This is a genomic window from Nocardia sp. NPDC050799 (genome assembly GCF_040654015.1).
Lineage (GTDB): Bacteria > Actinomycetota > Actinomycetes > Mycobacteriales > Mycobacteriaceae > Nocardia.
In genome coordinates this window covers 474,721-486,077 of the sequence record NZ_JBFAHF010000001.1, presented here as the reverse complement: position 1 = coordinate 486,077, position 11,357 = coordinate 474,721, and the positions used below count along the sequence as shown (strand labels likewise).

At 69.0% G+C, this 11,357-nt stretch carries 12 protein-coding genes; 4 read left to right on the top strand and 8 right to left on the bottom strand.

Annotated features, from left to right (window positions below; translation table 11 throughout):
- Positions 1 to 207 precede the first annotated feature (207 nt).
- Both AB0H42_RS02250 and AB0H42_RS02245 read left to right on the top strand, forming a co-directional pair.
- The gene (locus AB0H42_RS02250; RefSeq protein ID WP_357048480.1) at positions 208 to 720 is read left to right on the top strand and encodes an OsmC family protein; all 513 of its coding nucleotides are present in this window, start codon (positions 208 to 210) and stop codon (positions 718 to 720) included.
- Positions 721 to 1,050: 330 nt separating this feature from the next.
- Positions 1,051 to 1,686 (top strand): glyoxalase, encoded by a 636-nt coding sequence (locus tag AB0H42_RS02245; protein WP_357048477.1) that lies wholly within the window; start codon positions 1,051 to 1,053, stop codon positions 1,684 to 1,686.
- Between the two features lie 183 nt (positions 1,687 to 1,869).
- Here AB0H42_RS02245 and AB0H42_RS02240 read toward each other — a convergent pair whose 3' ends face one another.
- Positions 1,870 to 2,610, bottom strand: coding sequence for a hypothetical protein (locus tag AB0H42_RS02240; protein ID WP_357048474.1), 741 nt, complete (start codon positions 2,608 to 2,610; stop codon positions 1,870 to 1,872).
- Between the two features lie 160 nt (positions 2,611 to 2,770).
- On the opposite strand from AB0H42_RS02240, the gene AB0H42_RS02235 reads away from it, so the two are divergent.
- Complete coding sequence (locus AB0H42_RS02235) at positions 2,771 to 4,303, top strand: FAD-dependent oxidoreductase (protein WP_357048471.1); 1,533 nt, start codon at positions 2,771 to 2,773, stop codon at positions 4,301 to 4,303.
- Between the two features lie 232 nt (positions 4,304 to 4,535).
- Here AB0H42_RS02235 and AB0H42_RS02230 read toward each other — a convergent pair whose 3' ends face one another.
- Positions 4,536 to 4,700, bottom strand: coding sequence for a hypothetical protein (locus tag AB0H42_RS02230; protein ID WP_357048468.1), 165 nt, complete (start codon positions 4,698 to 4,700; stop codon positions 4,536 to 4,538).
- Positions 4,701 to 4,725: 25 nt separating this feature from the next.
- Here AB0H42_RS02230 and AB0H42_RS02225 point away from each other — a divergent pair, with 25 nt between their 5' ends.
- Positions 4,726 to 5,235, top strand: a complete 510-nt coding sequence (locus tag AB0H42_RS02225) for a CGNR zinc finger domain-containing protein (protein WP_357048465.1) — start codon at positions 4,726 to 4,728, stop codon at positions 5,233 to 5,235.
- A 36-nt stretch (positions 5,236 to 5,271) separates the two neighbouring features.
- Here the strand turns inward: AB0H42_RS02225 and AB0H42_RS02220 are convergent, their stop codons facing one another.
- From AB0H42_RS02220 to AB0H42_RS02195, 6 genes are all read right to left on the bottom strand, one after another.
- Entirely contained in the window at positions 5,272 to 6,360 is a 1,089-nt protein-coding gene (locus AB0H42_RS02220) for a methyltransferase (protein WP_357048462.1), read from the bottom strand.
- 100 nt (positions 6,361 to 6,460) lie between these two features.
- A complete protein-coding gene (locus AB0H42_RS02215; protein ID WP_357048459.1) occupies positions 6,461 to 7,027 on the bottom strand; it encodes a DUF2165 domain-containing protein in 567 nt (188 codons plus the stop codon).
- A 94-nt stretch (positions 7,028 to 7,121) separates the two neighbouring features.
- Positions 7,122 to 8,450, bottom strand: a complete 1,329-nt coding sequence (locus AB0H42_RS02210; protein WP_357048655.1) for an MFS transporter — start codon at positions 8,448 to 8,450, stop codon at positions 7,122 to 7,124.
- Between the two features lie 11 nt (positions 8,451 to 8,461).
- Positions 8,462 to 9,610 (bottom strand): galactonate dehydratase, encoded by a 1,149-nt coding sequence (gene dgoD / locus AB0H42_RS02205; RefSeq protein ID WP_357048456.1) that lies wholly within the window; start codon positions 9,608 to 9,610, stop codon positions 8,462 to 8,464.
- 48 nt (positions 9,611 to 9,658) lie between these two features.
- On the bottom strand, positions 9,659 to 10,282 hold the full coding sequence (locus AB0H42_RS02200) for a 2-dehydro-3-deoxy-6-phosphogalactonate aldolase (protein ID WP_357048453.1): 624 nt from the start codon (positions 10,280 to 10,282) through the stop codon (positions 9,659 to 9,661).
- A gap of 38 nt (positions 10,283 to 10,320) precedes the next feature.
- Positions 10,321 to 11,325 (bottom strand): 2-dehydro-3-deoxygalactonokinase, encoded by a 1,005-nt coding sequence (locus AB0H42_RS02195; protein ID WP_357048451.1) that lies wholly within the window; start codon positions 11,323 to 11,325, stop codon positions 10,321 to 10,323.
- Positions 11,326 to 11,357 lie beyond the last annotated feature (32 nt).

The following is an 11,357-nucleotide window of genomic DNA, read 5'->3' as shown; positions in this document are numbered from 1 at the left end:
TCGTCCTCGAACGGCATTCCACCGAGCATCGGGTGCCCCGCTCTCGCGGCGGGGCACCCGATGTGCTTCCGAGCCTCCGCGGCCGTTGCCCTATGGCAGCGGCCATTCTGCTGCGCGCCCCGGCGCCCGGCGCGGCCCGGCACGGATTGGCCTCAGCGCGAGCACAATCCTGGCCGACCGCCCGCGCCGGATCTACCGTCGGCGACCATGACCACCGGCACGACAGCGCTCAACGACATCACCGATGCCACCGCGAAGGCGGTGCGGGAGAACCCCGCCGCGGCCACGGTGCTCTTCCGGGCCGCGGGCGCCCCACAGGGCGCGGTGGGCAGCACGATCACCGCGGGCACACACCGCTTCCCGGTGGACGAACCACCGGCGCTCGGTGGCGACGACACCGCCCCCAATCCGGTCGAGGTCTATCTCGGCGCGTTGATCTCCTGCCATATCGTCACCTACCGGTTCTGGGCCCAGCGACTGGGCCTCGTGGTCGACGACCTGTCCGTCGAGGCGGAAGGCGACCTGGATGTGCGCGGCTTCTTCGGTCTCGACGACCGAGTGCGCGCCGGGTTCCAGGCCGTGCGGGTGCGGGTGCGGATCACCGGACCGGAGACCGCCGAGCGCTACGCCGAACTTCAGGCCGCGGTCGAGGCACACTGCCCGGTCCTGGACCTCACCACCGGCGTGACCCCCGTGGTCATTACTCTCGAAACCGACTGAGTCGCAGGATTGCTCGGGGGTATCGGCAAGTACAGCGTCCTCCAGGGAGGTACTCGCCCCGACCACGGTCGGGACTCGTCGCCTGCGCCGGACACCGGGCAGCACCACATTGCTCCGCACGTGGGTGTGCAGCTCGTCGATCCAGGTGGTGGCGGATCGACGACCTCGGCCACCCAGGCGGGAGACTCGTGTACGGCCCGCATCCGGCGGGCCCGGACGGGGCGCGGCCCGACGAGTTCCATGAACTGAAATAACCGTCACAGTCCACCGGAGCGCACTGATCAGGAATCGAGAAGCGCAGGTGACCGGCCCGGAATTAGCGTGAGCAGCATGAACGCTTCGACACACACCACCACCACCGCCCTCACCGTCCACCTCGAGGTACCCGACTCCGACGCCGCCCGAGCCACCTACGCCGCCGCCTTCGGCCTCGGCGCCGAGCTGGACTTCCGCGCCGGACAAGCCCCCACGAACGGATTCCGCGGCTACATCCTTTCCCTGGTGGTGTCGCAACCCGGGAACGTCGACAGTCTGGTCGACAGCGCGCTCGGCGCCGGCTTCACCACCCTGAAGCCCGCCGCGAAGAGCTTCTGGGGCTATGGAGGCGTCCTCCGGGCACCCGACGGCGCGATCTGGAAGATCACGACCTCGAAGAAGAAGGACACCGGGCCGGCCACCCGCGACATCGACGAGGTCGTGCTGCTGCTCGGGGTCGACGACGTCAAGACCGGCAAGCGGTTCTATGTCGAACGCGGCCTGACGGTGGCCAAGAGCTTCGGTGGCAAATACGTGGAATTCGCGACCCCGGACTCGCCGGTGAAACTGGCACTCTACGGACGCCGCGCCGCGGCGAAGGACGCCGGCGTTTCCCCGGACGGGGACGGTTCGCACCGTATCGTGATCGCCGGCACCGCTGGTTCGTTCACCGATCCCGACGGCTTCGTCTGGGAGTCCACGGCCGGATGAGGCCGAAGAGGCCCGCGACGGCCGCGGTTTTCACCGGCAGCGGCGCGCGGAACGTCTCGGCGCGGGCGCCACGTGCAGGGACAACGCGCTCCACCACGGGCGTGGGTACCGTCACCGGGAAGGGCTCCGAGGGCCGGCGCCGGTCCCGCGGCGTCGGGTACCGGGCGCCGCGACCGGCCGGCCTCAGCGGGCGAAGGTCGCGGTGTGGGCAGCGGCTACCAGGCGGGTGAGGTCGGTTCCCGCATCGTCGCCGAGCACCGCGAACGCGGGGGCGATGAGGTCATCGGTGATCGATTCCGCACGCCGCCAGGCCGCCCGGATCTCGTCGGAGATCTCCTCGAACGGTTCGGGCCACCCGTACCAGCGGGCCTGGCCGGGACCGTCGTTGAGGGGCGACCCGGAGATCAGCACGGCCTGCAGCGGGGTGATACCGGCGGCCCGCACGGCGAGAAGGTGCAGTCCGCCGCGCAGTTCGCGCAGGACGTGGGCGAGCTGCATGACGCGGCCCGGCGCGTCACCGGGCAGGGGTACGGCGCGCCACCCCGCGAACAACGACAGTCCGGCCGGGTCCGCCGCCGCGACAACGGCTTCCAGCAGTTCGGCCAGGCGCGGCGCCTCGTCGAAGGAAGCGAGCTTCCGGCGGCCGAAGTCCTGACAGGCCAGCGCGTACCGGTGGGCGGCCTTCGCGGCGGGCATCGGGACCGACTCCCATGCCACGCGGATCGAATGGGCCGGAAAGAAGCCGAACGCCGCGGTCACCACCTCGGCGTCCACCTCACCGAGCACGCCCCCGCGGCCACGGGTATAGGGACCGAAGAATTCGTCCACACCGGTTTCGACGGCGTACTCCCGGGCCTCCCGGGAGAACATGAAACCGCCGCCGAGTTCCTGGATGTGTGCGTTCACCGTGGTGCCGACCGCCATCTTCGTTCCTTCCACTGCCCGGATATCCGCCCCACCGTATCCATCTTTTACGCCGTACGGAAGCCGCGCGCACCGCACTGTCGCGCCGGAAATGCCGACCGGTCGATACTCGGCGCGCGGTGCCGGGTGTGGCCGGCCGGGTTCGGGGTATCCGCGCGCCGTGAACTCACCCACCGGAACAGCCGAGTCGTATTGGATGGATTCCACCGGGCCGACCTCGTATCCGCCGCTGACCGGCGATATCGAGGCAGATGTCGCGGTGGTCGGCGCGGGCGTCGCGGGGATCTGCAGCGCCTGGGAGATCGCGGCCATCGGGCGTTCGGTCGTGATGCTCGAGGCCGACCGGATAGTCAGCGGAACCACCGGCTACACCACGGCGAAGGTGAGCGCCCAGCACACACTGGTCTACGACAAGCTGCGTTCTTCGTTCGACGAGGAGACCGCGGGCCTGTACGCCCGCTCGCAGCTGGACGCGGTCGAGCATCTCGACCGCACGGCCACAGAACTGGGTATCGACTGCGAACTGGAGCGGGCGCCCTCCTACACCTATGTCACCGAGGAGAAACGGATCGATCAGATCCGCGCCGAGGTCGACGCCGCGCGGCATGCGGGGCTGCCGGCCACCCTGGTCACCCAGACCGGTCTGCCCTTTCCGGTGGCGGCGGCCGTCCGCGTGGCGGACCAGATCCAGTTCCATCCGCGCCGCTACCTGCTCGGCCTGGCCGAGGCCCTGATCGCGCGTGGCGGCCGGATCTTCGAACGCACGCGGGTCGTCGCGCTGGACGAGGGCAGCCCCTGCCGGTTGACCACCGAGTCCGGCGCCGTGGTGCGTGCGCGGGATGTCGTGGTCGCCACCCACTACCCGGTATTCGACCGAGCACTGCTGTTCGCGAGGCTCCAGCCCCGGCGCGAGCTGGCCGTCGCGGGCGTGATCGCCGCCGAGCACGACCCGCAGGGTATGTACATCACGCCGGAGAACAACACCCGCTCGGTACGCACTGCCCCGTACGGCGCGGACCGGCGACTGCTCATCATCACCGGCGAGCACCTACGGCCGGGCACGGCCTCGACCACGGACCGGTTCGACCTGCTGGCGCAGTGGGCTCGCGACCATTTCCCGGTGAGCTCCCTCGCCTACCACTGGGGCGCCCAGGACAACACCACATCCGACGGGATCCCCTATATCGGCCGCTTCCATCCCGGCGCCCGGCACGTGTACGTATCCACCGGGTTCGGCGGCTGGGGAATGACCCACGGGATCATGGGCGGGCGGCTGCTGGCCGCCGAACTCGCCGGCGAACCGGCGCCCTGGGCGAAGATCTACGATCCGCGCCGCCTGCACCCGAGGGTAGAGGCCGGCAGCCTGCTGACGTCCGGGCTGGATGTGGGCCGCCATTTCGTCGGCGACCGGCTCCGCCCGCATACCTTCGTCGATTCCGCCGCGGACCTCGCCCCGGGGAGCGGAGCGGTGATGCGCCGGTCCGGCCGCCGCAGCGCCGTCTACCGCGATCACGACGGGCGGCTGCACTCCGTATCGGCGGTGTGCACCCATCTGGGTTGTCTCGTGGCGTTCAACGATGCCGAAACCAGCTGGGACTGCCCGTGTCACGGATCGCGCTTCGATATCGACGGCAAGGTCCTGGAAGGCCCGGCGACCAGGCCCCTGCAACCGCACGATCCGGGTGAGGACTGACCGCCGACGGTGGAGCAGGAAGAGGGCACCCCGCGGCCCGCGCACCCACACACTCCCGCCGGTGCCGCGGAGCGTCGGGCCTTCATCCCGGGTAGGGCTCGGCCGTCCTCGCGCTCCGCAAGGACCGGCCCCACCAGGCGCCGGTCCGCCCCCGCCCGGGCCGGGCGCGGCACGATCCCGTCGCGCCCTGCTCTCGCGGTGAATCGATCGGTTGCCGACAGCGCGCGAGCCGTCAGCCCTGCACAACCGCCAGGTCGCTGCCGCCGGGTGATGCGGTGACCGCATCCGCTTCGCTCACCAGCCACTGACCGCATACGCAGCGCCAGTAGCGGACCGCACCGTGTTCGGAGATCAGGGCGGGTTCGGGCCAGGAGCACGCGGAGCAGGTGATGGTCATGACCCGAGTCTGCTGTAATGGTTCTGTGCATTTCAACCCTTACGGAGGCGCCGCCGCCGACCTGGCGGCCCGGCTGGTGAACGCGCCACCGGATCAGGATCTGGCCGCCCTGCTGGCCGCGGCCGGTTACAAACCGATCGGGACGGTGAGTTCTCGGCAGGCGGCCGAACTGCGCCGCTGGACCCGCCGACTCGACGCGGTGTTCCGCGCACCCGGAGTCGAGCCGATCAACGCACTGCTGGCCGGGACCACGAGCCGCCCCTATATCTCGACCCACGACGGACGCGCCCCGCATCTGCACTATGCCGCCGAGGACGCGCCGATCGAGGAACGCGTGAAGGCCTATACCGCCGCGGGCCTGGCCGAGCTGTACTGCGCGGCGCCCGGCCGGATCGGGCAGTGCCGGCGGGAGGACTGCCCGCGGGTGTTCGTCGACATCTCCCGCAACGGACGGCGCCGCTTCTGCTCCGAACGGTGCGCCAACCGGGTGAATGTGGCAAGGCACCGGGCCAGGTCCGCCCGCCGGGTGGGGTGACCCGCTCCCCGCAGGATCCGTGCGGTGCCGCGGGTGTCACGGCACCGGGACGGCCTCGAGTACATTCTCCGGCGACAGTGTGGGTGTGCACGAGATCAGCGCGAACCCGGCTCCGGCGAGCAGGGCGCGATATTCGGATTCGGTGCGTTCCCGCCCGCCGGTATGGACCAGCATCTCGAGATCGATGTAGTGGCCCGGATGCGGGTGGTTCCGCTGCGGGAGCAGGAGTTCGATCACCAGCAGCCGGGCCGTGGGGGCCATCGCCGCGTGTACCGTTCGCAGGATCTGCCCGGCCTGTTCGGCGGGCCAGTCGTGCAGGATGTGCTTGAGCACATAGAGGTCGCCGCCCTCGGGGACAGCGTCGAAGAACGAGCCGCCGACCGTGGTACACCGGTCGGCGGTCCCGGCCCGGACCAGCAGTTCCGCCGTCTCGGTCACCACCTCGGGCAGATCGAATAGCACGCCTGTGCAACCCGGCGCGCGGCGCAGTATTTCCGCGAGCAGGGCGCCGCGACCACCACCGATATCGACGACCGTGCGGTAGCGGGTGAAGTCGTGCGCTGCCAGCACCGCGCGCTGCCCGAGGCCATCCATATCGGACATCGCGCGATCGAACATATCGCCGAGCGCACGGTCGGCGCGGACGAGATCGAAGAAGGCGCGGGCGGCGACGGACGGCCGACCGGTGCGCACCACGTCTACCAGCCGATTCCAGTGGTCGCGGTGCGTCGGGCTACCGAAGAACAGCACCGCGTCCCGCAGCGAGACGGGCACGTCGGTGCGCAACGCCTGGGCCAGGGGGGTGAGCGTGTAACGACCGTCGCGGCGCCGGGCGAAGATACCGTGCGCGGTCAGCAGGCGCAGCAACCGCCGCAACGCATCGGGGTCCGCGCCGACCGCCCGCGCGAGGTCGGTGCCCGAGCGCGGGCCGGCGACGAGCGCACCCGCTATATCCAGGGCGGCGGCCGCGTAGATCGCCTGGGACAGCCAGCCCGCGGTGACCATCTCCAGGAGGGCGAAATGCGGGGGAATCAGCCGCCGGTGGATCCCGGCCAATCCGCCGCGGACCCGTTCCATCGCGCGAACGACCGACCGTGGCGGTGTCTTCGTTCGATCGGAGAGCATGGCGACTCCCTCTCGTGGTGGGTGTATCCGCTGAGACTACGACCTCTCGCGGGCGCCCCCGGACAACGCGGCGGTCGTGTCGGACCTCTGCCGCCGACCGTCAGCCGGCCTCCGCGGACCGCGGCAGGTGCACCAGAATCAGCCCGACTCCGGCGATCAGGAAATTCTGCAGCGCGGCCGACGAGGCGTTCACATCCTCGTTGGCCCACATCCGGAACCATTCGCCACCGATGGTCAGGAAGCCGCCCGCGAACAGCAGGACGGCCAGCGTCCAGCCCAGGCTGGAAAGTTTCGCGGCGGTAGCTGTCGCTCCCACCTGTCCGCGCAGGGCGCGCACCCACACGACGGCCGCCGCGAGCAGGACGAACGCGATGAGGAATTCCCAGCCGACGATGAGGATGTAGGCGACGAGCGCGACGGTCTCGTTGCCGATCGCCCGCCAGTCGGTGCCGGCGCTGTGGATGGTCTGTTCCATCGATAGCACCGCGGCGACACCCCGGCGGTTGGTTTCGGTATCGGTGCAATTCGTTATTGCGACGAGCAGGTAGTAGAAGCCGGTGATGGTGGCGAGGACGGCGACCGCCAGCTGCCGGCTGCCGGCCAGGTCCAGAAACCCCTTGCCGCGCTGTGGTTCCGAGCTGAGTGACGTATCCGTTGTGGTTGACACATGAGGATCATTTCCGATCCCCCGTACCGTCACAACACGGTCGATTCCCCCGGCCGGGAGGCTGCGCGCCCCTCGTCGGCGCGCAGCCCGGCCCCTAGCCGGATTCCGGCACCGAACGCGATTCCCGCACCCGCTCGACCCGCCCGACCAGCAGGACGTAGGAGGCGACACCCAGCAGCGTGACCACGGTCATGTAGACGAACGCGGGCGCGAAACTGGCATCGGTGACCAGGAATCCGATCACGATCGGGGTGGCGATACCGGAGAGGTTGCCGATGAAATTGAACATTCCGCCGGTCATTCCGATGAGCCGTTCCGGTGCCAGCGCCGAGACCAGCGACCAGGTGATGGAGGCCAATCCGTTACCGAAGAAGGCGACCGACAGGAACACGATCACCAATGCGGTGGAATCGGTGAAGTTCGCACCGATCAGGGTGGTGCTCAGCAGCAGACCCGCGATGATCGGCCCCTTGCGCGCGATACCGAGCGAAACGCCGCGCCGCAGCAGGAAATCGGAGAAGACCCCGGAGAACAGCACCCCGATCACCGCGGCGATGAACGGCAGCGAGGCCAGGAACCCGGACTTGATGTAGTCCATATCGCGGTATTTCACCAGATAGGTCGGGAACCAGGTGAGGAAGAACCACAGGGTGGAGGTGAGGCAGAACTGCCCCAGGTACACGCCCCACAGTTTCCGCCGCCCCAGCACCGTGGCGATATCGGTCCAGGTGACCCGGGTACGCTCCGGCCGCGACGAGGTCAGATCGACCAGGCCGCCGCCCTCGCGGATATGGGCGATCTCGGCCTCGTTGGCACGCGAATCACGCGGCTCGCGGTAGACGAGGTACCAGACCAGCGCCCACACCACACCGACCGCACCGGTGAAGATGAAGACCCAGTGCCAGCTCAGCACCGACTGCAGCCACGACAGCACGGGGGTCAGCAGCGCGAGGCCGATGAACTGACCCGAGGTGTAGAACCCGATGACGGAGGCGCGTTCGCGCTCCGGGAACCAGGCGGTGGCCACGCGGTTGTTGATCGGATAGGCCGGGGCCTCGAAAACCCCCACCAGCAGCCGCAGTGCGATGAGCGCGACGAAACCGCCGATGATTCCCATGAACACGGTCGCCAGCGACCACAGCAGCAGGCAGGCGGGATACAGCACGCGGGGCGGCACACGGTCGACGAACCACCCACCCGGGATCTGCAGCGCCGCATAGGTCCAGCCGAAGGCCGACAGCAGCAGGCCCTGTTGCGCCGCGGACAGGTCCATTTCGTCGGCGATGGCGGGTACCGCGATCGATAGGTTCGCACGGTCCATGTAGTTGATGACCACTGTCACGAACAACATGACCGCGATCAGGATCCGCGCTTTACTGGCCTTGGCGGCCAGGCCGGATGCCGCGGGCCGCTTATCGAGCATTGTCTTCATGGTCACCACTCCGCGAACGAACCGTCACTGTGACGCCAGATCGGGTTGCGCCACCGGTGTCCGACAGCCGCCCGCTCCGCCACATATTCCTCATTGATCTCGATCCCGAGGCCCGGGCCGGACGGAATCCGGACGTGGCCTTCGGCATAGGTGAACACCGCCGGATCGACCAGGTAGTCGAGCAGTTCGTTGGTCGTGTTGTAGTGAATGCCCAGGCTCTGTTCCTGGATGGTCGCGTTGTAGCACCCCGCGTCGATCTGCAGACAGGACGCGAGCGCGATCGGACCGAGCGGGCAGTGCAGCGCCAGCGCCACATCGTAGGCCTCGGCCAGATGCGCGATCTTGCGGGCTTCGGTGATTCCACCGCAGTGGGAGGGGTCGGGCTGGATGATATCCACTGCCCCCGAGGCGATGACCGACTTGAAATCCCAGCGGGAGAACAACCGCTCTCCCAGCGCGATCGGAATCGGCGACTGTCGCAGCACATCCACCACGCTGTCGACGTGTTCGGAGAGCACCGGCTCCTCCACGAACATCAACCGATACGGTTCCAGTTCGCGCAGCAGTACTTTCATCATCGGTTTGTGTACCCGGCCGTGGAAATCGACACCGATTCCGATATTCGGCCCGACCGCATCCCGGACCGCGGCCACATTCGCGACGCAGCGGTCGATTTTGTCCCAGGTATCGAGATACTGCAGTTCCTCGGTGCCGTTCATCTTCACCGCGGCGAAACCACGGTCGACCGCGTCCCGGGCCGCCTTCGCGGTCTCGTCCGGCCGGTCACCGCCGATCCAGGAGTAGACCTTGATACGGTCGCGGACCCGGCCGCCGAGCAGTTCGTACACCGGGACACCCAGCGCTTTGCCCTTGATATCCCACAGCGCCTGATCGATACCGGCCAGTGCGCTCATATGGATGCCGCCGCCACGATAGAACCCGCCCCGGTACAGCACGGTCCACAGATCCTCGATCCGGCCCGCGTCCTGGCCGATCAAATAGTCCGCGAGTTCCTCGACGGTCGCGGCGACCGAGGCCGCGCGCCCCTCCAGTACGGGCTCACCCCAGCCGACGGTGCCGTCATCGGTTTCGATACGCACGAACAGCCAGCGCGGTGGCAGCGTGAACGTCTCGATCGACGCGATCTTCATTGATTTCCTCCTGTGCAGCGGACAGCGTTGTCCGGTGACGAGCGGGTACTACAGGGTGGACGCCCAGATCTTCGACAGTCGGCGGGCCCGGGCGCGTACCTCGCGGGCGCTGTCGCCGGGCCGGTAGACCGCGGTGGCGATACCGGCCCCGCCGGCTCCGGCGGCGCGCCAGTCCGCGAGGTTGGTCTCGTCCACACCGCCGACCGGGATCAGCTCCACGTCGAGGGGCAGGACGGCGCTCACGGCCCGCATACCGGAGATTCCCAGCGCTTCGGACGGGAACAGTTTGAGGCTGCGCGCCCCGGCACGCACGGCACCGAACGCCTCGGTAGGCGTGGCAACCCCCGGGTACGAGCGCATACCGAGGCCGCGGGTGGCCGCGATCACCTCGATATTGGTATCCGGCGACACGATGATGTCGGCGCCGGCCGAGCGGGCGCGCTCCACGTCCTCCGGACGCAGGACGGTACCGGCGCCGACCGGGCAGACCGTGCCGAAGCGCGTCGCCAGCAACTCGATGGACCGATACGGGTCCGGTGAGTTCAGCGGCACCTCGAGGGCGTGGAAGCCCTCCTCGACCAGAGCCGAGCCCACCTCGACGACTTCGCCGGGGGTGATGCCCCGGAGAATGGCGATCAACCCGGATGGGGTGGCCTCCGATGTGCCCACCATGAATAACTCCTCGATAGTGTTCATTTCCTGCCGGCCATTCATCGTGCGTCCGCACCCGCCGTGACCAGCCCGGCACCGACCGCGATCGACCACAGCCCCGCTGCGGCGGCATCCTCGTCCAGCACCTGCGTGCGCACCTCCCGCGCCCGCAGCGCGGTGGCGTACCGGCGGCACAGATCGGCGGCGCCACACAGGATGATCTGGTCCGCGCCGCCGTACTGCAGTAGCAGATGCCGTACTTCGTCGGCGATGACGACGCCGGAGAGGTAGTCCGCCAGCGCGGCCGGTTCGAGCAGGCCGTCGAGAACCAGCGCCCGCGCACCGAACAGCGCGGCGGCCAGCCCGCGTTCCCGGGACGAGAAGCCGGCCGTCAGGCCGCGCGCGAAAGCCGCGTCGTCGCGGCGCGGGGTGGCCCCGGTATGGCTCAGCAGACCGTGCCGGGTGACCAGTCCGTACAACTCGCCGGTCATGGCCGTGGTGAAGGACAGTACCTTGCGGTCGGCGATCCGGATCCATTTGGTGTGGGTTCCCGGCAGCACCAGAACATGTTCGGCATCCGGTCGGTCGATCGATTCGAGCGCACCGATGACCTGCGTTTCCTCACCGCGCAGGACATCCCCGGCGCTATCACGCCGCGGGTCGGAGGGGACGCGCAGACCGGGCACCAGATGCAGGACGCCCGCGGCCACCGGCACCCGGGCCAGCGCCGAACCGGTGCTGTCGAGCCGCGCCGGGACATCGAGATACCCGGCCTCGTACCAGCCCTGTGCACTGCCCACCATGCCGCAGGCCAGTGCCGGAACATCCGGGCCGGCACGCAGCCACTCCCCGCACACATCCAGGAAGGTCGCTTCGTACACGCGGGCCCGCGCGACCGGATCGGCGGTATCGATGCCCGCGGCCATATCGAGCAGCCCGCCGGCGAACCGCCGGGTGCCCAGGATCCGGCCGTTGTCGCCGAGCAACCAGCACCGCATCGACGTCGTGCCCCAGTCGAGTCCGATGAGGCGCGGCCTCGAGAGCCCTGGTCGGTCCGGTGTCATGACGGTCACTATGAACAGCGCGTCCCGTTAAT

What these genes read in the sequence shown, in the direction of transcription:
- AB0H42_RS02230 (WP_357048468.1), bottom strand. Translation starts at nt 4,700, where the DNA reads ATGACCATCACCTGCTCCGCGTGCTCCTGGCCCGAACCCGCCCTGATC.
- AB0H42_RS02240 (WP_357048474.1), bottom strand. Translation starts at nt 2,610, where the DNA reads ATGGCGGTCGGCACCACGGTGAACGCACACATCCAGGAACTCGGCGGC.
- AB0H42_RS02245 (WP_357048477.1), top strand. Translation starts at nt 1,051, where the DNA reads ATGAACGCTTCGACACACACCACCACCACCGCCCTCACCGTCCACCTC.
- AB0H42_RS02200 (WP_357048453.1), bottom strand. Translation starts at nt 10,282, where the DNA reads ATGGTGGGCACATCGGAGGCCACCCCATCCGGGTTGATCGCCATTCTC.
- dgoD (WP_357048456.1), bottom strand. Translation starts at nt 9,610, where the DNA reads ATGAAGATCGCGTCGATCGAGACGTTCACGCTGCCACCGCGCTGGCTG.
- AB0H42_RS02250 (WP_357048480.1), top strand. Translation starts at nt 208, where the DNA reads ATGACCACCGGCACGACAGCGCTCAACGACATCACCGATGCCACCGCG.
- AB0H42_RS02210 (WP_357048655.1), bottom strand. Translation starts at nt 8,450, where the DNA reads ATGCTCGATAAGCGGCCCGCGGCATCCGGCCTGGCCGCCAAGGCCAGT.
- AB0H42_RS02220 (WP_357048462.1), bottom strand. Translation starts at nt 6,360, where the DNA reads ATGCTCTCCGATCGAACGAAGACACCGCCACGGTCGGTCGTTCGCGCG.
- AB0H42_RS02195 (WP_357048451.1), bottom strand. Translation starts at nt 11,325, where the DNA reads ATGACACCGGACCGACCAGGGCTCTCGAGGCCGCGCCTCATCGGACTC.